The 24,877-nt window shown below is 32.2% G+C and carries 20 protein-coding genes; 18 read left to right on the forward strand and 2 right to left on the reverse strand.

All coding sequences use genetic code 11. From position 1 onward, the window contains the following. Positions 1–83 precede the first annotated feature (83 nt). The 10 genes from ychF (at position 84) to LPB88_RS04800 (ending at position 12,292) form a co-directional block, all read left to right on the forward strand. Complete coding sequence (ychF, locus tag LPB88_RS04755; protein WP_230712982.1) at positions 84–1,178, forward strand: redox-regulated ATPase YchF; 1,095 nt, start codon at positions 84–86, stop codon at positions 1,176–1,178. Between the two features lie 360 nt (positions 1,179–1,538). Then, positions 1,539–2,216, forward strand: a complete 678-nt coding sequence (locus tag LPB88_RS04760; protein ID WP_230712984.1) for a TIGR02117 family protein — start codon at positions 1,539–1,541, stop codon at positions 2,214–2,216. An 8-nt stretch (positions 2,217–2,224) separates the two neighbouring features. Beyond that, positions 2,225–2,908, forward strand: a complete 684-nt coding sequence (locus tag LPB88_RS04765) for a hypothetical protein (protein WP_230712986.1) — start codon at positions 2,225–2,227, stop codon at positions 2,906–2,908. A gap of 106 nt (positions 2,909–3,014) precedes the next feature. Then, entirely contained in the window at positions 3,015–3,929 is a 915-nt protein-coding gene (locus LPB88_RS04770; RefSeq protein ID WP_230712988.1) for a YihY/virulence factor BrkB family protein, read from the forward strand. A gap of 70 nt (positions 3,930–3,999) precedes the next feature. Further along, positions 4,000–4,524: an NADPH-dependent FMN reductase gene (locus tag LPB88_RS04775; RefSeq protein ID WP_230712990.1), complete on the forward strand. Its 525-nt coding sequence runs from the start codon at positions 4,000–4,002 to the stop codon at positions 4,522–4,524. A 3-nt stretch (positions 4,525–4,527) separates the two neighbouring features. Next, a complete protein-coding gene (locus LPB88_RS04780) occupies positions 4,528–5,505 on the forward strand; it encodes a transglutaminase domain-containing protein (protein WP_230712992.1) in 978 nt (325 codons plus the stop codon). Positions 5,506–5,603: 98 nt separating this feature from the next. Next, a complete protein-coding gene (gene pncB, locus LPB88_RS04785) occupies positions 5,604–6,779 on the forward strand; it encodes a nicotinate phosphoribosyltransferase (protein WP_230712994.1) in 1,176 nt (391 codons plus the stop codon). Positions 6,780–6,942: 163 nt separating this feature from the next. Then, positions 6,943–8,814 carry a DNA topoisomerase IV subunit B gene (locus LPB88_RS04790; RefSeq protein ID WP_230712996.1) on the forward strand — a complete coding sequence of 624 codons (1,872 nt, stop codon included), beginning with the start codon at positions 6,943–6,945 and terminating at the stop codon, positions 8,812–8,814. A gap of 231 nt (positions 8,815–9,045) precedes the next feature. Next, entirely contained in the window at positions 9,046–9,537 is a 492-nt protein-coding gene (locus LPB88_RS04795; RefSeq protein WP_230712998.1) for a hypothetical protein, read from the forward strand. 40 nt (positions 9,538–9,577) lie between these two features. Then, a complete protein-coding gene (locus LPB88_RS04800) occupies positions 9,578–12,292 on the forward strand; it encodes a DNA gyrase/topoisomerase IV subunit A (RefSeq protein ID WP_230713001.1) in 2,715 nt (904 codons plus the stop codon). A gap of 57 nt (positions 12,293–12,349) precedes the next feature. Here the strand turns inward: LPB88_RS04800 and LPB88_RS04805 are convergent, their stop codons facing one another. Both LPB88_RS04805 and LPB88_RS04810 read right to left on the reverse strand, forming a co-directional pair. Continuing rightward, positions 12,350–14,809, reverse strand: a complete 2,460-nt coding sequence (locus LPB88_RS04805) for an AAA family ATPase (protein ID WP_230713003.1) — start codon at positions 14,807–14,809, stop codon at positions 12,350–12,352. A gap of 5 nt (positions 14,810–14,814) precedes the next feature. Then, the gene (locus LPB88_RS04810) at positions 14,815–15,867 is read right to left on the reverse strand and encodes a PKD domain-containing protein (protein WP_230713005.1); all 1,053 of its coding nucleotides are present in this window, start codon (positions 15,865–15,867) and stop codon (positions 14,815–14,817) included. Positions 15,868–16,197: 330 nt separating this feature from the next. On the opposite strand from LPB88_RS04810, the gene LPB88_RS04815 reads away from it, so the two are divergent. The 8 genes from LPB88_RS04815 to LPB88_RS04850 all read left to right on the forward strand — a co-directional run bounded on the left by LPB88_RS04815 (position 16,198) and on the right by LPB88_RS04850 (position 24,854). After that, positions 16,198–16,839, forward strand: a complete 642-nt coding sequence (locus LPB88_RS04815; protein WP_230713007.1) for a C40 family peptidase — start codon at positions 16,198–16,200, stop codon at positions 16,837–16,839. Next, complete coding sequence (locus LPB88_RS04820; protein ID WP_230713008.1) at positions 16,823–17,767, forward strand: type VI secretion system baseplate subunit TssG; 945 nt, start codon at positions 16,823–16,825, stop codon at positions 17,765–17,767. The genes LPB88_RS04815 and LPB88_RS04820 overlap by 17 nt, the downstream gene beginning before the upstream one ends. Positions 17,768–17,769: 2 nt before the next feature. Next, complete coding sequence (locus LPB88_RS04825; protein ID WP_230713009.1) at positions 17,770–18,762, forward strand: TssN family type VI secretion system protein; 993 nt, start codon at positions 17,770–17,772, stop codon at positions 18,760–18,762. 12 nt (positions 18,763–18,774) lie between these two features. Beyond that, a complete protein-coding gene (locus LPB88_RS04830) occupies positions 18,775–19,857 on the forward strand; it encodes a peptidoglycan-binding protein LysM (RefSeq protein WP_230713011.1) in 1,083 nt (360 codons plus the stop codon). Between the two features lie 83 nt (positions 19,858–19,940). After that, the gene (locus LPB88_RS04835) at positions 19,941–20,435 is read left to right on the forward strand and encodes a DUF4280 domain-containing protein (RefSeq protein ID WP_230713013.1); all 495 of its coding nucleotides are present in this window, start codon (positions 19,941–19,943) and stop codon (positions 20,433–20,435) included. 10 nt (positions 20,436–20,445) lie between these two features. After that, complete coding sequence (locus tag LPB88_RS04840; protein WP_230713015.1) at positions 20,446–22,869, forward strand: DUF5675 family protein; 2,424 nt, start codon at positions 20,446–20,448, stop codon at positions 22,867–22,869. Continuing rightward, positions 22,862–24,088, forward strand: a complete 1,227-nt coding sequence (locus LPB88_RS04845) for an SH3 domain-containing protein (protein ID WP_230713017.1) — start codon at positions 22,862–22,864, stop codon at positions 24,086–24,088. Before LPB88_RS04840 ends, LPB88_RS04845 begins: the two co-directional genes overlap by 8 nt. Positions 24,089–24,212: 124 nt before the next feature. Beyond that, positions 24,213–24,854 (forward strand): hypothetical protein, encoded by a 642-nt coding sequence (locus tag LPB88_RS04850; RefSeq protein WP_230713019.1) that lies wholly within the window; start codon positions 24,213–24,215, stop codon positions 24,852–24,854. Positions 24,855–24,877: the final 23 nt, after the last annotated feature.

A 24,877-nucleotide genomic window follows, 5' to 3' on the forward strand; every position in this document is an offset into this window, starting at 1 on the left:
AGAAGGTAATTATTTGATTTATAGATAATAAAATAAGGGTCTGAGAAGGGTGATACAGAGTAAAAAATAAATATTATCTACATATGAAAGCAGGAATTGTAGGATTACCAAATGTTGGAAAATCAACATTATTTAATTGTTTATCTAATGCAAAAGCGCAAAGTGCCAACTTTCCGTTTTGTACAATCGAACCTAATATTGGTGTTGTAAACGTTCCGGATCCAAGAATCAACAAATTAGAAGAATTGGTAAAACCAGAACGCGTACAAATGGCAACAGTTGATATCGTTGATATTGCAGGTTTGGTAAAAGGAGCAAGTAAAGGTGAAGGTCTTGGAAACCAATTTTTAGGAAACATTAGAGAGTGTAATGCTATTATTCACGTTTTGCGTTGTTTTGATAACGATAACATTGTTCACGTAGACGGGAATGTAAACCCAATTCGTGATAAAGAAACTATCGATATCGAGTTACAGTTGAAAGATCTAGAAACTGTTGAAAAACGTTTAGAAAAAGTAAACCGTGCTGCTAAAACCGGAAATAAAGAAGCGCAGACTGAAAAAGCACTTTTAGACCGAATCAGAGAGTCATTATTACAAGCTAAATCGGCTCGTACTGTTGTACCTCAAGGTAATGACGAAGAAGTTTTAATGGAATCTTTCCAATTAATTACAGCAAAACCAGTATTATACGTTTGTAATGTTGATGAAAACTCAGCGGTAAACGGAAACAAATATGTAGATCAGGTTCGTGAATTAGTTAAAGATGAAGATGCTGAAGTAATTATCCTTTCAGTAGGAGCAGAAGCAGATATTACAGAATTAGAAAGCTACGAAGAGCGTCAGGTTTTCCTTGAAGATATGGGATTAACAGAGCCGGGAGCATCAGTTTTAATTCGTGCGGCTTACAAATTATTAAAACAACAAACTTACTTTACCGCTGGTGTAAAAGAAGTTCGTGCCTGGACAATCAACATTGGTTCAACAGCGCCACAAGCAGCTGGAGTTATCCACACTGATTTCGAGAAAGGATTCATTCGTGCCGAAGTAATTTCATACGAAGATTACGTTCAATACGGTTCAGAAGCAAAAGCAAAAGAAGCAGGAAAATTCAAAGTCGAAGGAAAAGAATATGTTGTAAAAGATGGTGATGTAATGCACTTCCGTTTCAACGTTTAAATTTCTAGAGAATAGAATCAAGATTATAGAAACAAGACTAAAACTGCTGGAGAAATTCAGCAGTTTTTTTATGGTTTAAAAGCTAGCGTCACAAAGTTTGTCATTTCGACCAAAGGGAGAAATCACACAAGAAACTCTGTATAGAATTTTGCTAATCTTTGTCGACTAACTAGTGTGATTTCTCCCTTTGGTAGAAATGACAAAAAATGAGCATAACAAAAAATAAAATAAAAAAAATCCGTGTAGATCTGCGTTTTCGCGTTAGCGAATCCGTTTTATCCGCGTACCATTATTTTTTTTGGCTCAAAAATTGGTTACAACAAAAAAGACCATTTTATAAATCTAATAACAACCAACCAAATGCTAAAAAGAACTTTCAAATTTCTAGGCTGGACTATCCTCGGAATCATTACTTTTCTTGTTTTATATGTAATCTCTGTTTATCTGATTTCTAAAATCACCGTTAATTCAGATGTTGCACAAGTTGATGAAAAAGATGCAATTCCCATTTACATACTTTCAAACGGAGTTCACACTGATATTGTAGTTCCAATTACAACTGAAATTAAAGACTGGCGAAACGAAATCCAATTCAGCCAGACACAATCAAAAGATAGCTTAATGCAATTTGTAGCTTTTGGCTGGGGCGATAAAGGATTTTATTTGCATACACCAGAATGGTCCGATTTAAAAGCTAGTACCGCTTTAAAAGCGATCTTTGGCGTAAGCTCGTCGGCAATGCACACGACATTTTTCAAACAATTAAGAGAAGGTGAAAACTGCAAACGTATTCTGGTTTCAAAATCAGACTACCAAAAGCTAGTAACTTATATTTTAGAAAGCTTTAATAATCCAACAAACCCAGAATGGATTCAAGGTTATAGCTACGGAAAGAAAGATGCTTTTTATGAAGCCAAAGGAAGTTATAGCCTTTTTTATACCTGTAATACATGGGCAAACTGTGCTTTAAAGGCCGCTAATCAAAAAGCAAGTTTGTGGACGATTTATGATAAAGGGATTTTCTGTCATTATCAATAAAAGTAGTCATGAAAAAGATAGCTTTAATTCTCACTTTACTTATTGTTTTAACTTCATGTAAAAAAGCTGATGCAGCAGCAACAGAAATTTGTGATGGTTGTTTAACTTTCTATTTTCAAAATCCACAACCTGATAATGATTCAGAATTAACAAGCTTTCCTGCTAAGTTCAAAGGTTTATATATGAATAGCGATTCTATTTTTATTAGAATTGAAGAAGATAGGATTTTAAAGGAGTATTTTATAAAATTCAAAGTTCATAAACTAAAAATGGATTCTTTGCGATCCGAATATGACCTTGTTGGCGGAAAATTAATTACTAAGGATACTAAAGACAAATTTGATGTAAAAGTAGTAAGTGATTCGATAGAATTGTCTCGAAAAATTATAGATACATTATTTAGATTTTCACTTAATCAGAAAGCAAAACGTATCAATGGTCAATTAGTATTAAGCACAAGAGATTCTGTTTTTTGGAATATTCAAACTATAGCTCTAGAAAAAAATATTCTAAAAATTAAGCATATTTATTTAAAAGAAGATTTAAAAAAGTTAGATTCAGTAACAGTTATTAAAGGTAGAATGTTAGATTCAACTTCTTATCTAATAAAACCAACCCGACGTGAGTTTAAAGATATTTTAAAGATTAAAAATTTAGGAACAGATTTGCAATATGATAAGGTTTTAAAATGAAATGACTAAATAACAACATGGTAAAAATATAATATTTACGAAAAAAGCGACAATTGATTTTCTTTGATTTCTTCTTAAATTTGATAGAATCGCAAAAAATAGACTTGTGGAAAAGGAAAATATTTTATCAAAAATCTGGTATTTAATTAAAACGACCTTTTTAGAGTTCAATGATGACAATGCCATTAAACTAAGCGCTGCTTTATCTTATTATACCATATTTGCATTACCACCTTTATTAATTATAATTATTACGATTTGCGGTTTCTTTTTTGGAGAAGAAGCTGTAACTGGAGAACTTTACGGACAAATAAACCGTTTAGTTGGTAACGAGGCTGCAATCCAGATTCAGGACGCCATCAAAAACGTGCAATTATCAGATAATAATGTTTTTGTAACCGTTTTTGGAGTTGTAATGTTGTTGATTGGAGCTTCGGGAGTTTTTGCAGAGATTCAAAGCTCTATAAATTTTATCTGGGGCTTGCGAGCGAAACCCAATAAAGGCCTTAAAAAGTTCATTCAAAACAGAATCATGTCTTTTTCGATGATAGTTTCGGTAGGGTTTTTAATGTTGGTTAGTTTAATGTTGAACGCGACTTTAGATGTTTTAAATTCCAGGTTAAAGATATATTTGGCAGATAGTACCGTATATTTATTTTATGTTATAAATTTAGTTATTGTTTTAGGAAGTATCACATTGCTTTTTGCGATTATATTCCGAACTTTACCTGACGGAATCATAAAATGGAAAGACGCTTTTATTGGCGCCGTTTGTACAGCGGTTCTTTTTATGATTGGTAAATTTGCAATAGGATTTTATTTAGGAAATTCAACTATTGCGAGTGTTTATGGAGCGGCAGGATCCGTGATTATTATTTTGGTTTGGGTGTACTATTCAGCCATTATTTTATATTTCGGAGCTGAATTTACTAAAGTTTACGCCAAGTCGTTCGGAGGACAAATTGCTCCAAATGATTATTCAGTGGAAATAAAAAAGGAGATCTTCGAAATCCCCAAATGAGATATATGCAACAGATTAAATTCATTGCAATCAGTGGCAAAAAAAGCAGTCAACACAAAATAAAATAAATATGAAAATTGTAGCCTTTGGAGGAAGTAATAGCCAGCATTCAATCAATAAACATTTTGCAACTTATGCAGCAAGTTTATTTGAAAATGCTGAAGTCGAAGTTTTAGATTTGAATGATTTTGCTATGCCGTTATTTAGTGTCGATTTAGAAAAAGAAATCGGTCAGCATGAACTTGCAAAAGCATTTCTTAAAAAGATTGAAAGTGCGGATCTTTTGGTTGTTTCTTTGGCAGAAAACAATGGAAATTACTCTTCGGCATTCAAAAACCTTTTTGATTGGTGTTCCAGAATTATGAAAGAAATTTTTCAACAAAAATCAATGTTATTACTAGCGACTTCGCCTGGACCAAGAGGAGGAGCTTCGGTTTTAGAAATCGCCAATAATGCTTTACCAAGATACGGAGCGCAAATAAAAGCTACTTTTTCGTTACCAACTTTCAATGCTAATTTTAACTTAGAAGAAAATAAAATTTCAAATACGGAGTTAGATAAGGAATTAAAAGACATTATTAAGTCTAGTTTTTAAACCATGACAATAAAAAAGATTGCCTTTATATTTCTTTTCTTGAGTTTTATTTTTCCGTATTCGTCGTATTCTCAAAAATATGATGCGATTGATAAGATTGTACTGAAATATCCCAAACATTTTAGTTCTACAGAAAGTTTGGCAGAACGAATTCAAACAGATTTCACAACAGAACACGATAAAGCAAGGGCAATTTACAGTTGGATTGCTTTGAATATAAAGTACGACTATAAATCGTATCTGAACCCTCCAAAATCAATAAGATTTAGCTATAGAACCGAAGCTGAAAAGCAAAAACAGATAGAAGCATTAAAGGACAAAACCTGGCAAAAAGCATTTGATTCTCAAAAAGCAGTTTGCGAAGGTTTTACACTTTTATATCAGCGTTTAGCGTCTTTAGTCGGTTTGAAATCTGAAGTTATTCGTGGTGATTCTAAACGCTTATTAAGCGATATTGGCCGTCAAAATTCACAATCAAATCATGCCTGGAATACAGTTCAAATTGATAGAAAATGGATTTTGGTTGATGTTACCTGGGGACAAGGATATTATGACAGTAACAAAAGAGCGATGGTAAATTATTTTAATTCTGTTTATTTTGATACAGATCCCAAGTACTTTTTTGCAAAGCATTTTCCCGATTCCGGAGTTTATTTAAATGAAAAATTAAGCAAAGACGATTTCTTAAATGGACCTCTTATTTTTGATGCAACTATCGAAGGCGATTATGAAATCTTATTACCTAATTCTGGAATAATTGAAGCAAATGACGGAGATAAAATCATTTTTAGAATAAAAAATATTTCAAAAAAAGATCCCCTTTTTTATTTGAAAAAAGGTCAGCCTGCTAAAGTTGAAAATCCAAGAGAAGTAAGAGGAGCGTTAGAATTTCAAGTTGCTTACGATAAAAAAATGGGTTCATTTATTACTTTTTTTCTATATCAGAACAGCATTGCTTCTTTTAAAATAGTTCCAGAGTAAATATAATCGAGATGTTTATTTAAAGAACTTTCTTCTTTTATCGAATTGGCGTATCTTAGCAATTAGGGTTTTGAAAATTAATATAGAGTAGCCGGATTATGGAAACAACTTTCCTGAAATCAATATTAGATAATGATTTCTATAAATTTACGATGCAGCATACTGTAATAAAACTTTTTCCAAAGGCAAGAGTTCGTTATGGTTTTATAAATAGGGGTAAACATAGTTTTCCGCCAGGCTTTGGAGATTTACTACGGAAATCAGTTGATGCCATGGCCGATTTGCGATTAACAAAAGACGAAAAACTCTATTTGTCTCATCATTGTCCTTATTTAGATCCTACTTATTTTGATTTTTTGCATGGCTATATTTATGATCCGTCAGAAGTTCAAATCAGTCAGGAAGGTTCTGAATTAAAAGTTACTGTTGAGGGGTATTGGTATCGTACTATTTTGTGGGAAGTGCCTTTGATGGCATTAATTTCGGAACTTTTTTATAAATCCAATCATTTAATTCGTTTAAACGATAAGGCTGTAAAAGAGCTTACTAAAAACAAAATTGATAATTATAACAAGCTTGGAGTTGCAATTTTAGAATTTGGCACAAGACGCCGTCATTCTTATGATGTACATGTTTTGATAAACGAAACGTTGCGAACTTTTGGTTCTCAAAGTTTTATAGGAACTAGTAATGTACACTTTGCGATGGTCAATAACATGCGGCCTTTAGGAACACATGCACACGAATGGTTTATGTTTCATGCGGCGCAGTACGGGTTTAAAATGGCTAATTTTATGAGCCTTGAACATTGGACACAAGTTTATGGCGGAGATCTGGGTATTGCTTTAACAGACACTTATACTAGTGAAATTTTCTTCAGTCAGTTTGATAAAAAATACTCCAAACTTTTTGATGGAGTGCGTCATGATAGCGGAGATCCAATTGAGTTTGCACAAAAAGTAATTTCGCATTATACTAAAATGGGAATTGATCCGCAATCGAAAGTAATTGTTTTCTCAGATTCTTTGAATTATGATAAAGTAAAAAACATAAGTGATTTTTGTAAAGATAAAATCAAAATGTCATTTGGAATTGGAACCAATTTTACCAATGATGTAGGTTTGTCATCTATGAATATGGTTATAAAATTGACAGAAGTAAAAATGGAAAACAGACATTGGGAAGGAGTTGTGAAACTTTCTGACGAGAAAAATAAAAATACGGGAACTCCCGAAATGATTGATTTGGCGAAAGAAGTACTGGGAATCAAATAGTATTTTTTTGTTTAAAGGCTGATTTTTTATACTTTTAACGGTCGTATTATTTTAAAATCAATTTAAATAGGATTTAAAGCTGTTATTAATCGTAACAAAAAAAAAAATACGCTTTCATTTTTTGACTATAAATGGTACATTAGCCAAAAATCCAATTTACTTTATGCTAGAGCAAAATCAATATACCGAAGATAATATTCGATCACTCGATTGGAAAGAACATATCCGTATGCGTCCGGGGATGTATATCGGAAAATTGGGAGATGGATCTTCGCCGGATGATGGTATTTATATTCTGTTAAAAGAGGTTTTAGACAACTGTATCGATGAGTTCGTAATGGGCTCGGGGAAAACTATCGAAGTGACTATCAAGGATAAAACGGTTTCGGTTCGTGATTACGGACGTGGAATTCCGTTAGGAAAAGTAGTTGATGTAGTTTCAAAAATGAATACGGGAGGAAAGTACGATTCTAAAGCTTTCCAGAAATCAGTAGGTTTGAACGGTGTCGGAACAAAAGCCGTAAATGCACTTTCAAATTATTTCCGTGTAGAATCTGTTCGTGATGATAAACAAAAAGGAGCAGAATTTTCAGCAGGAAATCTGGTTCTTGAAGAAGATATAGTTGATACAACAAAGCGAAAAGGAACAAAAGTAACTTTTACGCCAGATGAAACCATCTTTAAAAATTACAAATTCCGTATGGAATATGTCATTAAAATGGTTAAAAACTATTGTTACCTAAACAATGGTTTGACAATTATTTTTAATGGGGAAAAATATATTTCTGAAAATGGTCTTAGAGATTTATTAGAAGAAACTATCAGCGAAGAAGATCTTGAATATCCAATTATTCACTTAAAAGATCATGACATTGAGATCGCTTTAACACACAGTAAAACGCAATATAGCGAAGAATATCACTCTTTTGTCAACGGTCAGAATACCACACAAGGAGGAACGCACTTAGCAGCTTACAGAGAAGCAATTGTAAAAACGATTCGTGAGTTTTACAACAAGAACTTTGAAGCTTCAGACGTTCGTAAATCGATTGTGAGTGCGATTAGTATCAAGGTTATGGAACCGGTTTTTGAGTCTCAGACCAAAACTAAATTAGGTTCGACAGATATGGGTTCTGATGACGGAACTCCGGCAGTTTCGGTTCGTACTTTTGTAAATGATTTTGTGAAGAACAAACTAGATAATTATTTACATAAAAACACGCCAACGGCAGAAGCTTTATTACGTAAAATTCTGCAAGCTGAACGCGAAAGAAAAGAATTGTCAGGAATTAGAAAACTGGCAACAGATCGTGCTAAAAAAGCCAATCTTCATAATAAAAAATTAAGAGATTGCCGCGCACATCTTCCGGATACTAAAAACCCAAGAAACTTAGAAAGTACACTTTTTATTACCGAGGGAGATTCGGCTTCCGGATCTATTACAAAGTCGCGTGACGTGAATACTCAGGCAGTTTTCAGTTTACGTGGTAAGCCTTTGAACTCCTACGGAATGAGCAAGAAAATTGTTTATGAAAATGAAGAATTCAACTTACTCCAGGCAGCTTTGGATATCGAAGACGGATTAGAAAAATTACGTTATAACAACATCGTAATCGCAACCGATGCCGATGTCGACGGAATGCACATTCGTTTGTTGTTGATTACATTTTTCCTTCAGTTTTTCCCTGAATTAATCAAGGAAGGACATTTGTATATCTTGCAAACACCACTTTTCAGGGTTCGAAATAAAAAAGAAACCATCTATTGTTATTCAGAAGAAGAAAGAAAAGATGCCATCGAAAAACTAAAACCAAAACCGGAAATCACCCGATTTAAAGGTTTGGGAGAGATTTCTCCAGATGAGTTCAAGAATTTTATTGGAGAAACGATTCGCCTTGACCCAATTATGATGGATAAAAATACTTCGATTGAGCAATTGTTATCTTTCTATATGGGGAAAAATACTCCGGACAGACAAGAGTTTATTATAAAGAATTTGAAAGTGGAGTTGGATGCAGTTGAGGCTGAAGTTTAGAAATTTAAAATAAATATGAAAAACTCAGTCACTGACTGGGGTTTTTGAGATATAAAATTCCGCGACAGTGTTGCGGAATTTATAATTTGAATTTCGTCGACAGTGTTGACGAAATTTATTCTTTTTAATTAGAAATGGAATAATTATATGAAGAGAATACTATTTTTGATTTTTATCTTAATTCTTATTTCTTGTAAAAAAGAAAAGATAGAAAGCCAATCATTTAGTAAAATGATTACAAAGAGAGATTTCCCTTTAAAGAATTATTCAAAAATTGAATTAGTTTCTTATTATAATAGAGTTTGTTGGGACACAAAATATAAAGGAGAATCTCAAACTTATAAGATATTAGTTGATAATTATAAATTAACTTTTGACAGTACAATGATTCAGGAGAGAGTTGTACTTAATAAGATTCAGGAGAAAGAACTTTTAAATCTAATAGTATGTGACACTTGTACTTTGGAACAAATTGAATCAGCGTGTTATAATCCAAGACACATGATTTTGTTTAGAGATGCTAAAAATAGAATTATTGCCTATAATGAGTTTTGCATAGAATGTAATGCTTCAAGCAATTCACTTAATCTTGATGGATTTCAAAAATACTGTTATTCTGATATGGGAGCATTATTTAAAAAGTTTGGAATTAAACTTTTTATAGAAGATAAAAATATAGATGAAGAGTTCATATTTTTTAAAAATAGAAGGATTTTAAAATAAAATTAAATCATAAACATACTGAAATAAATTCAGCATAAAAATGAAAGACGAAGAAGACGATAACATAATTCCAAACGACGACGAGAATAATTCAGATGAAAACCAAATTGATGACAATCAAGACGGCGACGATGAAATTATCAACGTAGATGCTAAACATTTTGAAGGACAGCATTTTTACGAAAATCAAGAAGAAGAAGGAGAAGACGTTATTACCAAAGTAACGGGCATGTACAAAGACTGGTTCCTTGATTATGCTTCGTATGTAATCCTTGAACGTGCAGTTCCGGCAATCGAAGATGGTTTTAAACCGGTTCAGCGTCGTATTATGCACTCGCTTAAAGAATTAGACGATGGTCGTTATAATAAAGTTGCCAATGTTGTAGGTCACACCATGCAGTATCACCCACACGGAGATGCGAGTATTGGTGATGCGATGGTGCAAATTGGTCAAAAAGATTTATTAATAGATTGCCAGGGAAACTGGGGAAATATCTTAACAGGTGACGGAGCTGCGGCTTCTCGTTACATCGAGGCACGTTTATCTAAATTTGCTTTGGAGGTTTTGTATTCTCCAAAAATTACCGATTGGGGTGTTTCGTACGATGGTCGTCGTGCAGAACCAAACAATCTTCCGGTAAAGTTTCCGTTGCTTTTGGCACAAGGAGCAGAAGGTATTGCGGTTGGTCTTTCGACTAAAGTTTTACCTCACAACTTCAATGAATTAATTGATGCTTCGATCAAGATTTTAAAAGGAAAAGCCTTTACATTATATCCTGATTTCATGACACAAGGTATTGCCGATGTGTCGAATTATAATGACGGACTTCGTGGCGGACGTGTGCGTGTGCGTGCTAAAATTGCACAATTAGACAAGAATACCTTGGTAATTACGCAAATTCCGTTTTCGACCAATACAACGACTTTGATTGATAGTATTTTGAAAGCCAATGATAAAGGTAAAATAAAAATCAAGAAAATCGAAGACAATACCGCTGCCGATGTTGAGATATTGATTCATCTTTTCCCAGGTGTTTCTCCAGATAAAACTATCGATGCTTTGTTTGCTTTTACAGCTTGCGAAACTTCTGTAGCACCTTTAGGGTGTGTTATTGAAGATAACAAGCCGTTGTTTATTGGAGTTTCTGAAATGTTGAAAATTTCGACACACAGAACAGTAGATTTACTTCGTCAGGAATTAGAAATTCAATTAGAAGAGTTAAAGAATAAATGGCATTTCTCTACTTTAGAGAAAATCTTCATTCGTGAAGAAATGTACATTGATTTCAAATTATATTCAGATAGAGAATCTCTTTATAAATATTTGTACGATCGTTTTGAGCCTTTCAAAAAATCATTCGTTAGAGAAATCAACGATGACGATTTGCAAAGACTGACTCAGATTCCTATGATTCGTATCACTCGTTTTGACTCTGATAAAGCCGATGATTTTATTGCTAAGTTAGAAGATGAAATGAAAGAAGTAGAGCACAATCTGGAGCATTTGACAGATTTTGCGATCGCTTATTTCACAAAATTAAAGGAGAAATACGGAAAAGGCCGCGAACGTCAAACAGAACTTCGTGTTTTTGATAATGTTGAGGCTACAAAAGTAGTTTTACGTAATACAAAACTTTACGTAAACCGCGAAGAAGGTTTTGTTGGAACGTCTCTTAAAAAAGATGAATATCTTACCGATTGTTCTGATATCGACGATGTAATTGTGTTTTTACGAGATGGTAAAATGCTTGTAACAAAGGTAGATGCCAAAACATTTGTAGGTAAAGATATAATTCACGTTGCGATTTTTGATAAGAGCGATAAACGTACAATTTACAACATGATTTACCGTGACGGAAAATCAGGACCATCTTATATTAAACGTTTTAATGTTTCAGGTGTAACGCGTGATAAACCTTATGATTTAACAAATGAGACGAATGGTTCACAAGTCGTTTATTTTTCACATAATCCAAATGGGGAAGCTGAGGTAATTACAATTTTATTGCGTCAGATTGGAACTATCAAGAAACTGAAATTTGATATCGATTTTGCCAAATTAGCAATTAAAGGCCGTGCGTCAAAAGGAAATTTGGTTACCAAGTATCCAATCAAGAAAATCGAATTAAAAGAGAAAGGAATTTCGACTTTATTGCCAAGAAAAGTTTGGTTTGATGATACTGTAAAACGTTTGAATGTTGATGCAAGAGGAGAATTATTGGGCGAATTTAAACCAAGTGATAAAATCTTAATCATTAATCAAACAGGTAAATTGAAGGTTATTATACCGGAATTATCGACTCATTTTGATGAAGATATGATTGTTTTGGAGAAATGGAATCCTAAGAAACCAATTTCGGCTATTTATTTTGATGGAGAAAAAGAACGTTATTATTTGAAACGTTTTCTTGTTGAAACAGAAAAAGAAGAAAGTTTCATTACAGAACATGCAAATTCGCAATTAGAGATTGTATCGACAGATTATCGTCCGGTGGCACAATTGGTTTTCGCAAAAGTAAAAGGAGTTCAAAAAGAAGATTTACATATAGATGTAGAGGATTTTATTGCGATTAAAGGCCTTAAAGCATTAGGAAATCAACTGACTACTGAAAAACTAAAACAAGTTAATCTTTTAGATCCGTTGCCTTATGAAGAACCCGTTGAAGAAGTTCCGGAAACACCAGAATTTACCGACGATGATTCGGTTGAAACAGAATTAGATGACGATGGCCAAATAGGACTAGTTTTAGAATAAAAATAAAAAACCGCTAAGATTTTCTTAGCGGTTTTTTTATATCAGTATCTTTTGATCTTAATTCTCGATTACAACTTCTTCCTTAATCCATTTCACCTCTTCATTTTCAATAATTACGGTCATTTTATCGCCATCTTTTACTTCGCCTGAAATTATTTTCTTAGCCAATGGTCTTCTTAAATGGCTTCTGATTATGCTTTTTATAGGTCGTGCTCCATATTTTGCATTATAACCGTTTTCTGCAAGATAAAGTCTGGCTTCAAGCGGAATTTCAACTTCGATATTAATATTTTTTAGCAAATCCATAAATTCCTTCTTAAGATGGATTTCAAAGATTTTCAAGGCATTTTCTTTGCTGATAGGAGCAAAAGGAACAATTTCGGTTAACCTTCCTAAAAACTCAGGTCTGAAATAATTTCCCATAATTTCCATTAGAGAAGATGAAGCGGGGATTTGACCTTTATTAAAAGTTTCCACAATATGATCAGCTCCGATATTTGAGGTAAAAAGAATAATGGCGTTTGAGAAATCACCTTCTTTTCCTAATCTGTCATGCAATTTTCCTTCATCCATTATTTGTAAAAATACATCAAAGACAGAAGTATGAGCTTTTTCAATTTCATCAAATAATACGATAGAATACGGTTTTTGCCTTATTTTATTCACCAGCAACCCACCTTCCTCATAACCCACATAGCCTGGAGGCGCTCCGTAAAGTAATGCTGCTGAATGCTCTTCTTTAAATTCAGACATGTCAAAGCGAATAATTGCATTTTCATCCTGAAAAAGAAATTCAGCAAGACTTTTGGCTAATTCCGTTTTTCCGGTTCCTGTTGGGCCTAAAAAAAAGAAAGAAGCGATTGGCTGTCCGGCTTTGCTTAATCCGGATCTCGATTCTAAAATAGAACCGGCAACGGTTGCGATACAATGATCCTGACCGATAACTCTTCGGTTTAAAACCTCTTCAATTGTATTCAGTTTTTGTTTTTCTTCTTCTTTTAATTTTCCTGCCGGAATTCCGGTTTTCTGGGCAATTATAAGTGATAAATCAAAAGCTTCAATATGAACACGCTTATCTAATGCCCTTTCTTCAAGAGTATTGATCAGGTCTTCAATATGTTTAATGATGGCTTCGGAAGATTCAAAAGTTCTGGTTTCGTTTTGATCATCCACAACCATCAAAAATGTAGTTTTATTGATTAAATCGGTTAAAAACCAGTTAGATTCTTTTAATAATTGTTCTTCAGATAAATGGGTTTCGTTGTTCTTTAAAACGGCCAGTTTATCAAGAATTGATTGTTTTTCTTTTAAGAAAGTTTCACCCGAAGTCTTTAAAACTGACATCGTGTGATCAATCAGATTTATGGCTGATTCAGGAAGGCTCTTTTCTTTTAAATACCTTCTGGATAAGCGAATAGATTCAGATATTGTTTCGTCATCTATTTGAATTTTATGATGTTCCTGATAGATTTTAATCGATTCGCGAATCATTCGAAACAAAGTTTCATCATCAGATTCTTCGAGTTTTACAATCTCAAACATGCCCGAAAGTCCTTGTTCTTTTTCAATTCTTTTCGAATATTCGTCAATTGTTGAAGTAGCAATTATAGTTAACCCTTTTGCTAATTCGCCTTTTAAAACATTTGAAACACCCGAATCGCCTCCATTTTTATCAAGCAAAGTATGAATTTCTTCAATGATAAGAATCGCTTTTGGGTATTGCTTTAATTCCTGAATACAGTTTTTTAAGCGATCTTCGATTTCACCTTTGTATGAAGCTCCTGCAATTAATGAGGATAAATCTAATTCAAAAAGCTGAACTTTGTTTAAAACATCAGGAACCTGATTTGCAATTACATTCTGAACAAGTGTATCGATCAATATAGATTTACCAACTCCGCGATCGCCAATAAGTAAAACATTGGGTTTAGAGAATCGGCAAAGGATTTCTTTTATAGTGTTTAATTCGGTTTCACGGCCAATTGCAGTAACTCTTTTTGCCTTTTTTTCAAGGTTTTTATGGATCGTATATTTGCCTAAGAAGCCTTTTTTTACTTCTTGTTTTGTGATGTTATTTTCTTGCGGAATAACAATTTGATCTTCTAATAGCTCATTTCTGGAAATAGGATAAGATTTCATCTGATCGAAGTTGAAACCCACGCCTGGAGAACTAATAGCCACTATGATGGCATAAAGACTGATTTCGTCTTCATTTAAAATAATTCGGACTGATTCTGCCTCTTTTATAATTTCATCGATTAAATCGCTTGGTTCGGCGTCAAGAACATTTGTTGTTTTTGGTTCTTCTTCCATTCGAACTTCTGCCCATTCATCAAGATAATAAACATCTTTGCCCATTGCTTCAAGGCGCTTTAAAAGTGATAAATCCCTGTTTAAGATAGCTTTAAGTAAATGTGATGCAGAGTAATATTTATTTAAATTGGTTTTAGCAATCTTTTTTGCAATTTCTAATGCGCTTAGTAATTCTGTGCTGAAAATATTTTTTTCTTCTTCCATACTATTTAGTCTTTAGACCATATCAGATATTTTTTTACTTTGTAGCTGATATTCAATCCTTTTATGCAATTATTTTGCTTGTCTTTGTTTAATCGTATCGATTCTATTCTGATTTTTTTTCCTTTAATGGAAGCACATAATTGAGAGAATGTCAATAAATCATTATCGTTTTTTACGACCGGAATATCCAGATCATCGCATAAATATTCGGTAAAATCATCTTTAACTTTACTGCCTTCTGCGACTTTGGTTAGTAAAATTTCGAATTGATCTTCAGATACTTTAGGAGCTTTTTTAACCACATTAACGCTATCTTTTGTTGATTTTGTTTTTGGAGCAACCGGTACATATTGCAGCATATCTTCTAAAGGATCTTTTTTAACGGGACCTCTTGGCAGTGCAAAAGCTTCGGCTTTTTTCTCATATTCGTATGACGTTACGTCTAACGGATTTGTTTTTTTAATCACTTTTGGATGAACATAGACGATTTTTTTTGCTACACGACTAAAATCTCCATTGATAACCAGCGTAATAGTTTTTTCACCGGGAGTCGAAAAAGTGTATACCGGATTGGATGAAGTTTCGTCAATTCCTTTGTTTTCTCCAAATGCCCATTCCCAGGTTTTGGCATCGTCAGAGACTGATTTAAAGTAAGTTGGCTGTCCTACAAAAATAATTTTTGCAGCAATAATTTTTGGAGTGCCTAATTTATCTGCTGCAAATTTATCCTTAATAACCATTTCTTTTGTATGAACACAATTTTCATTTATGGTTAAGGTTACAAAATAAGTTCCCGGATTTTTATAGACATGAAAAGTATGTTTTCTTACATCTGGTTCGGAGCCATCTCCAAAATCCCATTTCCATGATTTTGCATTGGGTGTTTTGTCATAAAACTCAATGGATTCCTCGGTTTGCGAGTGATCAGAAAAAACATAAAATTTAGCATCTTCACAGTCTACGTGGTTGAAAAGCTGAATGATAAAAGTAATGATTCCAATTAATAATAATATAACAAAGAAAAAAACAACTCTAATATCGATATTTTTTTTATTCATTTCAGTTTTTTAAAGTAATTCGAGACGTCAGATATTTTTGATAAAAACGAAAGCAAAAATAGGGACAAATATTTTAAAAAGATACTATAAATTTTACAAAAATAATTTGCATTCTTACAAAATATTTCAGTAGGTTTGCAATCCAACGTTTTATGACCGTAAATAAATTCATATTAAAAAAAAGAACTAACGATAATTGTTTTGTTAGTTTTTTTACTAAAAAAATGATGATGTTGATTTTTTTAGTGTTGCTTAGATTTCAAAATAGAGAATAAAAGTGTTATCATTTTTTTTAAAACTAAAATGATAAAAACAACAAATAATATTTTTATGAGGCAGGCAGTTTTTTTAATTTTTTTGATGCACTTCTTTACAGGAGGTCATGCCCAAAATTATATTTCTCAAATTCCTTTTAAATACGATTATTCTCTGGATTTGCTCAAAAAGCAATCAGGAATGGAAGAAAAAGGCTTGAAAAATAAAACTGTTGTCAACGATAATTCAGAGAATTTAAGTGATGAAGTTTTAGCATTAAAAGAAAAATACTCCATAGTACTGGCTGTAATGCCTAATAAAATCACAAACTACAAATTGTATTCGTATATCGATCCGTGGATCAATACCCCTTATAGAGAAAAAAGTTTCTCTAAAAATGGGATTGACTGCTCTTATTTTCTGCAGTCTCTGTACAGCGACGTTTATAAAGTAACACTCCCAAAGGATCCTGCAGGAATGTGGAAATCAAAATCAATTCAGATTTTTACCGGAAGAAGTTTTTTAGCAGAAGGAGACCTGGTTTTTTTTAGATACGACAAGGATCATCCTATTTCAGACGTTGGTTTGTATCTGCACAATGATAGAATTTTGGCCTGTACAGATAAAGGGCTTGCTATATACAATTTCAACGACGAATATTTTCAGTTGCGATACATAGGCGCAGGACGAATTAACGACGATGCAAAGAAAAAGTAAGAAGAGTCTTGAAGAGGTGGTACGCGAAATAGAGAGTATTTCGTATGATATCAGGGCAGAAGTCATTGCTAATGAACTTCTTGAGAGTAATGTTGTTGTTCAGGATGAAATTACGATTTCAAATCACGGACAATTCTCAAGAGCGCATAGGAGTGATGTTTTAGGCGCCGCAATACAGGATGATAATTACGATAAGCAGGAATTTTTAAACATACAATTGTCGAGAGACAGCATGTATGATGCGCTTCCGGAGGGATTTGTACATAGCCTGAGCGAGAACAATGCCGATAAATCGGTAGGGCAGATGATTCGGGAACATAAGCATCAGAAAAGGCAGGAGGCTGAAGCCCGTAATTTTTTTACGCCGTTTGAAAATGAAATTTTTCATTATAGAACTAAAGTAGAAAGCGTTGAAAGGGATTTTTTGTATAAGCTAAATGGGAGTAAACCACTAGATTTTTTTTATGATTTTTGGGGTTTGCCACATATTTATCCGGCCGTTTTGGTCTCAAAGTTTATTCAGCTTTTGCCTTATGCCTATAAAATTGTTGGAGATATTGATCTCGCATGTCGCTGTCTGGCAAGTATTATTGAAGAAAAAGTAAGCTTTACAACAACAAGTTCAAAAGAATATATTGATGAAGGAGAGCAAATTAAATTAGGAGAAAATAGATTAGGAGTTGATTTTATCAGCGGAAATAATTACATGGATTATTCTCTATACGTAACCATTGAAATAGGCCCAATAACCAATAAACCTTTTCATAGTTATATCAATAACGGAGAAATTAAAATATTTATAGATTGTTTTTACGAACACTTTTTTCCTATGGAAGTAGAGATCAAAACAGTCTTATTGATGAATGAGCAAACAGAAGAATTTAATTTAAGTAAACAGCCTGTTTTAGGGTTTACAACAAGAATTTAGTAATGATAAAAAAGCATTTAGGAGCCCTTGTGGATATTAGGCTTATTGTATTTTTAGTGATAATTATCGCAGTTAGTGTCATACTTACAATGGTATTTAGCGATAAAGTAAAAGATTTTGCCGTAACGTATAAAAAGAAGTTTTACATCTATCTTTTTTCGTTTGTGGTCATATATGCCCTGGTAGGTTTTTTAGGCTACAACAAATTATTTACAGAACTGTCTGATGAGTTTCTTTTTTATCAGATCGCTTCTTTATTGTTCGGAATCCTGAATGTTTACCTGTATCGCTGGTATTTTAACGAATTTCATTTAAAAGCCACAGTTGGTATCGAATTGTTGTTTGCTTTTCTCGTTACGCTTTACTCCAGTGTATTGTTTATTATTATTTACACCGCTTTAAACGGAATCAGCCTGACGTTCATCATGTGTTCTCACTTTCTGGTATTTATGGTGCCAACGGGAGTTTATGCTGTATTTAATTATATGATGCAAATTCCTCCTAAAGAATATGTTACATGGAGAATTCCGCAAAGAAAAAATCCTTTTCCGGAGATCGATAATGTTGAAATGAAAGATTTACTGTTGATTACGTTGTTAATCCAGAAAAAACCGGATAGTGAAATATATACTTCTATCAGATCAAAAGGTCCGGTAAGAATCGATTTTGGAGCATTATTTTATCATACAGTTACTGGGTATAATGAACATAATGCCGAAAGTAAAATCGAATTGCAGCATAAAGGAGAAAATTGCAGCTGGGTATTTTTTCTGCAGCCAAAATGGTATCAGGCAGCAAAATATGTTGACGCTAAGTATACCTTAGGAATGAATGGTATCACGGAGAATTCTGTAATTATTTGTAAAAGACAGAAAGAAAAAGAGATTAAATTAAATACCGGCAAAAAGAAAGAAGAAGGATTTATATACGATCCTAGTGAAGATAAAAACAAAAATAAGGCTAAAGAAGAAAGAGTTGCTGTAGAACAAAACTAATTATTCAGGATCATGTATTATATAGAAGAATCTGAGGTATCACCATATCACAAACATCGTACTTACAAGATACGAATAGGAGATACGCTAAAAAGTGTAGCCCTTGAGCTTGGCGAAGATGCGCGTGAACTCAGAAGATATCATAATATATATTGTCCTATTGCTGATTTGATTGAAGCTGATTTTAAAAGTCATTTGGAGTTTTTGATTCTGGCGCCTGAAAAAGATAAAACTTCAAAAAAGGAGGAAATAGAGAAAAAACCGGAAAAAGTAAATTTTGGAGATAACTATAAATTGCCTTTGCTGTCTGGAAATATCAAGAAAGAATATGAAGTAGCCTATACTACCGAATTTGGTGATGAGATAGATATTTTAGAATTAGAAGTGAGTGTAGAATGGCTTGCAGAGGATAAAAAAGGATTTCATCTTTTTGAGATAAACAGAGGAAAAGATATTTATATTAATGCTAAAGTGCCGGATACGGTTATGGAAGAATTAGACGCAAAAACGGCAGAAATTCTATATCCGCTTAAAATTGTTGTTGATGAATCTGGTAAATGGATTGATATTTTTAATTACAACGAAATTGTAAGTCGTTGGAAACTTATAAAAAGAGAAATCTTAGATTATTATGAAAGCGAAGTAACAGAAAAGCATATCGATGCTATCGAATATGCACTGGAAGATTCAGAGAATTTATTAGCAACGCTTAGTTCTGATTATTTTTTGAGAGCTTTTTTTAACGGAATTCATGTTGCATATACTGCTAATTTGAAGTTAGAGGATACAATTTCTTTTCCGTTAGAAAAAAATAAAGAAGCTGTTTATGAAATTGAACAGAAAGTTGCGCCCTATCTGGACGAATCAGGATTTATAAAAGTAGAACAAAAAGGAGATTATGTAGATTCTGAGTTCAACAAACTATACAGACATTATCAATTTAAAGGAAACTATGATGCTGTTTATTATTTAAATGCTGATACGTATTGTGTTGAAAAAGTGAATTTAGAGTGTTTTATAGATGGTGACGAAATGATAAAAACGACGATAGTAATTGAGCCACTGAAAAAAGAAAAAATAGAAAATAGCAATTGAAAATTTATTAGTAATTAATAAGATTTCTAAAAAAAAATAAAGCTGTTAACAAGGATATTTTAATATTCTAAAAAGGTAAAGCCATGAGTGAGAAACATGTAGTAGTACAAGGTGCAACATTAAAATGCAAGTTTAGCGTCGAACCAAAAACAGATGCATTAAAAGTTAAATCACAAGAAAAGCATTATGCTAATGATAAAGATGGTAAAAAGAAACTCATTGCAACCGATAAAGAAATTGGACAAACACTAGAGAAAAACACCTTTGGTAAATGCAAAATGCAGCCTAACGGAAGCGGAGATTATTTGCCTTGCAAGGCTACAATAACAAAATGGAGTGGTTTTTATGAAAAAGTGACACTGTCAAATAAAGGTAAAATTTTATTAGAAAATAGTAAAGGAACCTGCCCAATTGGTGGTCCGGATTGTATTACAGTAGACAAGCACGGACAGAAGGCAGAACCGGGAAAAGAAAATGCAAAGAAGACTAAACCACAGGTAAATAACCAAATAAATCCATTAGTCAATAAAGCTGATTTTAAGAAAGGTTTAGAGGAGAGTGATATTTTTTGTAAATAAATAAAAGAGTATGTCAGATTTTAAAATAACCGGAAATCCTAATCCTGTAGTAGGAAAAGAAGAGTTTTACACGATAAGTAATGCTCTGGCTCCATTATTTCCTCATACTACGGCACCAAAAAGCCCGTTTGATACACCTGTTTTATGGACTGTACATGTTTTAGAATATGGCAGATGGCGTAAAACAAAAGAGAATGACAAAAAAGGAGATAAAGTCTCTTATACGTTCTTGCAGAGAAGTCTGGAAAGAAATGGCATTCGTATTATGGCAACAAAAGGAAATCAGGTAGCACGAATAGACATAAAAGCCAAACCTGCTGATAAACCAAAAATTGAAAGTATAGAATTGCTTGATAAAAGTGGCAAGAAACCTTCTGCGCCCTTATCATACGGGCAAACACTTAAAGCGAGAGTGCACTGTTTGCATATGGAAAGACGCAAGGTGTATGTGACACTTTGGGAAGACGATGCAAAGGGCGCAGGACACAATAAGGCGAATGAAAAAAACCTGCTGGAAACACGTTCTGGTATTGTAAAAGAAGGAATTGTAGATATTGACTTTTTATTAAAACCAAGTTTTGCCAAGATCGCCAAAATGAGCAAAGATGAAGGTAAAATACATGAATACTATGTTACAACTGATTTTGACGATAAAAAATTAGCCAGTAAAAATGTCAATGTTAATGACGTTGAAACACCTGTAGCTCCTTATAAAGGGAAAACTACGACACCGCCACAACAGCCAACGAAAACAACTCCACCTGTACAAACAACAAAACCGAAAACATCGACATCTGGTGCACAGACAGCTCCAAAAGGAGCAATTACAAAAGTGCATATTACAGATATAGCAAATCATGCAATAAAAGGTGTTTTTAAGGAAAAGCAGTTAAAAGTATGGATAGATTCTAATGGATTAATTGGAAAGGAGATTCGTCTTAGATTGTATGATGAGGATTCAATTAGTAATGATTTATTAGTCGATCAAAAATTTACTATTAACAGCAACATATTTCCCATAACTGTAACCCTTAATAAGATACCAAGAAGTAAAGGAGGATATTTAGGAGAAGGAGAAGAACAAGAACTATTTGCCGAAGTTGAAGTTTTACAAACCCAAAAAAGTACAGTAAGCAAAATAGTTAATGTTGATGTTAAAGCTTTTAAGCAAGATCAGATTGAAGTTACAAATAAAGTGATGAAGGTTGCTGATCCTGATAAAAAGGATGAAAAAAATGATAAAAAAGGTAAATGTTATTGTAATAGAGATTTTACTTTGGAGGAATTTACTAAAATCTTAGAGAAGTTAAGAGATAGTGAACCGATGGTACAAAAGTCGAGTAAATATAATTTGTTTGGATCTGATAATTGCGAATTAGATTCTAAAGATAAAACTATTGAAAAGTTTAACTCACAATTAAATATTATTTTTAAAAAATATAATATTAATACTTGCCTAAGAAAAATTCACTTTTTATCTCAAGCTTACCTCGAAACAGATAGGTTTAGAACTACAAAAGAATATAGTAAAAGAGGTGAATATAAACCATATTTTGGTAGAGGTCTTATGCAATTGACATGGGAAAGCAATTATGAAATTTATAAAGCTTACAGTGGAGTTGAGTGTGTCGACGATTATGAAGTTATTGCTAATAATTTAGAAAATGCTTTTGACTCCGCTGGATGGTATTGGAAACAAGGAAAAGTTCTTAGTGTTGGAGATAGATGGAAAGCTGCATCAACTGCTCCTTCATATGTTACAATTCATAAACCTAATTACCCTAAAAATAAAATATCATATAAAAAAGGAAATAAAACTATAAGTTATGGTACCGTAGATTTTGGTTTAATTGCTGATGATGATAAAGTTGACGTAATTAGTTATTTAGTTAATGGTGGAAGCAATGGATTGCAAGAGAGAAGAAATTATGTAAATACTTTAAAAAAAATCTTCAAATTTCCCCAAGATTGTGTTAACAAAACTTCCGAAAAAGCATCAACTAGTACAACTGACGAAAAGGCAGTAACTATTCGATTAGTTAGGAAATGGGAAACTAAAAAATCAACAATTGGTGAATTTACAATTGATGGTAGTGAAATAAAAGGTTTTATATTGGAAGAAAAAGGACCCGATACAACTACTGCAGGGATTGAACAAAGGATACCAATTGGAACTTATAATTTGGCATGGCATAAAGGTACAAAGGTAAAAAAAGGTTTAAAAGTTTATAATAGTGGAGTTTCTAAAGATAGAGCGATTTTAATTCACTCTGGAAACACCGCAGCAGATACAGAAGGTTGTCTTTTACCTGGTTCTACTAGATCAGTTGATTTTGTAGGTAATAGTAAAGATAAGCTAAAAGAAATTTTTGATTATGTCGAAGAAAAAGGAATTGATAATGCTAAAATAATAATAACTCAAAAGTATGAATAAGTATGTTTTAATATTGCTTTTATTGGTTAGTTGTAGAAATTCTTCGCAAGAGGATAAAAATGCAATTAATATCAAAAACGCATATAATAGTAAAAATGAAATTGAATTTTTAAATCAGTTTCCTAATAAATTTGAAACGTTTAATGAATATTTTGGATGGAATAATTCAACTGATAAACCTAATATTTTATACAAAGACGCAAATAAATATATAGATTATTGGTTCTCTTTAATTTTAAAGAAAGAATATAGACAGTATGAAAAAAATATAACAAGCATTTGCTATAATGGTAAATGGGATGCAGATGCTATTGATTATTTTCAAGATAAATCAATTGAATATTTTGTAAAAAATAATAGAATGGAATTGTTGAATTCACTTAGTGAAAAAGAAGCAAAATCTGTTTTATTTTTTCTATTTGATTCACCTCACCCAAATATAAACAATGAGTTATTTTTAAAGTTGAATGCAAAAAATAAAATTATTGTAAAAGATCTTTTTACAAATAAATTAAAAGGTGACGAAGATGTTAAAGATACTTTTACCTTTTATGAGAAAAATGAAGATTACATTATAAAAACATTCGATATAAATGGTGATAAGATTCTTGATAAGATAGTGAGTAGTTTTCCTTATAAAGGAAATGAATTGGTATTGTTTTTAGGCGATGGGAAAAATTACATTTTATCAGTAAAAACGATTAATTTTTCTGAAGACGGGGGAAATATTGTTTATGATATTGTAAATAATCCTAATACTGAAAAAGGATTATTAGTAAAAACAAAATTCCCAGATAGAGGGATTTCTGAAAATAATTATTTTATAGTATATGAAAATAAAAATTGGATACTTAGAAATATAATTTACAAAACATTATCGGACCAAAGTAAAAATGCTATAGAATATAATTGCGATGTATTGCAAAACATCAATCTTAAGGAAACGAATATTGAAGATAAATTAGTGTCTATGCCTGATGAGTCAGAAAGAGCTGAAAAATGCACAACAAAAAATAATATTTCTCAAAAATATTTTATTAGAGACACTGACGGGTATACTAACCTAAGAAAAGGAAAAAACTCATCATCAGAAATTTTAGGTAAAATTAAAACTGGGGAAGAAATAAAGGTTTTAGACAAATCAAGTGATTGGTGGTTAATACAAACTGTAGATGGTAAAAAGGGATATGTTTATAAAACTAAAATAAAATCGGAATAAATTATTGTATAAGATTATAAAATACAATAAAGTTCATTGACGTATTGAAAAGAAAAGCCTCAGCTAGCAAGAATGAGATATTCTTGTTAGCTGGTGGAACTTTTTACTTAGAAAAATTAATAATATGAAAAATTTAGTAACTCTCTTTTTAATAATTATTCTTTTAATTTCTTGCAAAAAAGAAATTGAGAAGTCTGTATCAAATACGGTAAAAAATAAACAAATTAATAGAACTTTGATTGTTTCAGAAGCTAATTTTAAATCAGAAAGCAATATTTTTTTAGGTGATTTAGCTTTAGGGAATAAAACATATTTTGAGAATTTAAATAAGAATAAAGGATATTCTGTATTAAAAAAACAAAATGAATTATACGAAAAGAGTTATTTGAAGTTTGAGAACAGTAATGTTAAAATGAACAATATTGATTTCAAATTTGAGAAACAATTAATAAGTGGTGGAAAAAAACATAGAATTGTTCTATACACCTTTTTTGATAATAAAAAGAAAGATTCTATTGAGTTTTATCGAAATGTAGATGATCTAAAATATGAGCCAAGTAATTTTACATCGCTGTCTTATTTAGATTTAAGAGATAAAAAGATTTGGCAAATTAAATATTTTTCTTCTCCATTAAATAAGTCAGTTGGTTATGTTTTATATGAAAGAAGTAAAATAAAAGAAAACGGAAAAATTGAAAGTGATTCGCTTTATTATCTTGATGAATCTCTGGATGCTGAAATGGAAAAAAACGACCTTTATTTTTAATTAGATTAAGGTTTGTTTTTATT

The organism is Flavobacterium sp. JAS (assembly GCF_020991455.1).
In the GTDB taxonomy this organism is placed as follows: Bacteria; Bacteroidota; Bacteroidia; order Flavobacteriales; family Flavobacteriaceae; genus Flavobacterium.

What these genes read in the sequence shown, in the direction of transcription:
- LPB88_RS04815 (WP_230713007.1), top strand. Translation starts at nt 16,198, where the DNA reads ATGAGGCAGGCAGTTTTTTTAATTTTTTTGATGCACTTCTTTACAGGA.
- LPB88_RS04765 (WP_230712986.1), top strand. Translation starts at nt 2,225, where the DNA reads ATGAAAAAGATAGCTTTAATTCTCACTTTACTTATTGTTTTAACTTCA.
- LPB88_RS04825 (WP_230713009.1), top strand. Translation starts at nt 17,770, where the DNA reads ATGATAAAAAAGCATTTAGGAGCCCTTGTGGATATTAGGCTTATTGTA.
- LPB88_RS04810 (WP_230713005.1), bottom strand. Translation starts at nt 15,867, where the DNA reads ATGAATAAAAAAAATATCGATATTAGAGTTGTTTTTTTCTTTGTTATA.
- LPB88_RS04775 (WP_230712990.1), top strand. Translation starts at nt 4,000, where the DNA reads ATGAAAATTGTAGCCTTTGGAGGAAGTAATAGCCAGCATTCAATCAAT.
- LPB88_RS04790 (WP_230712996.1), top strand. Translation starts at nt 6,943, where the DNA reads ATGCTAGAGCAAAATCAATATACCGAAGATAATATTCGATCACTCGAT.
- pncB (WP_230712994.1), top strand. Translation starts at nt 5,604, where the DNA reads ATGGAAACAACTTTCCTGAAATCAATATTAGATAATGATTTCTATAAA.
- LPB88_RS04805 (WP_230713003.1), bottom strand. Translation starts at nt 14,809, where the DNA reads ATGGAAGAAGAAAAAAATATTTTCAGCACAGAATTACTAAGCGCATTA.
- LPB88_RS04840 (WP_230713015.1), top strand. Translation starts at nt 20,446, where the DNA reads ATGTCAGATTTTAAAATAACCGGAAATCCTAATCCTGTAGTAGGAAAA.
- LPB88_RS04835 (WP_230713013.1), top strand. Translation starts at nt 19,941, where the DNA reads ATGAGTGAGAAACATGTAGTAGTACAAGGTGCAACATTAAAATGCAAG.
- LPB88_RS04760 (WP_230712984.1), top strand. Translation starts at nt 1,539, where the DNA reads ATGCTAAAAAGAACTTTCAAATTTCTAGGCTGGACTATCCTCGGAATC.
- LPB88_RS04800 (WP_230713001.1), top strand. Translation starts at nt 9,578, where the DNA reads ATGAAAGACGAAGAAGACGATAACATAATTCCAAACGACGACGAGAAT.
- LPB88_RS04795 (WP_230712998.1), top strand. Translation starts at nt 9,046, where the DNA reads ATGATTACAAAGAGAGATTTCCCTTTAAAGAATTATTCAAAAATTGAA.
- ychF (WP_230712982.1), top strand. Translation starts at nt 84, where the DNA reads ATGAAAGCAGGAATTGTAGGATTACCAAATGTTGGAAAATCAACATTA.
- LPB88_RS04820 (WP_230713008.1), top strand. Translation starts at nt 16,823, where the DNA reads ATGCAAAGAAAAAGTAAGAAGAGTCTTGAAGAGGTGGTACGCGAAATA.
- LPB88_RS04830 (WP_230713011.1), top strand. Translation starts at nt 18,775, where the DNA reads ATGTATTATATAGAAGAATCTGAGGTATCACCATATCACAAACATCGT.
- LPB88_RS04780 (WP_230712992.1), top strand. Translation starts at nt 4,528, where the DNA reads ATGACAATAAAAAAGATTGCCTTTATATTTCTTTTCTTGAGTTTTATT.
- LPB88_RS04845 (WP_230713017.1), top strand. Translation starts at nt 22,862, where the DNA reads ATGAATAAGTATGTTTTAATATTGCTTTTATTGGTTAGTTGTAGAAAT.
- LPB88_RS04850 (WP_230713019.1), top strand. Translation starts at nt 24,213, where the DNA reads ATGAAAAATTTAGTAACTCTCTTTTTAATAATTATTCTTTTAATTTCT.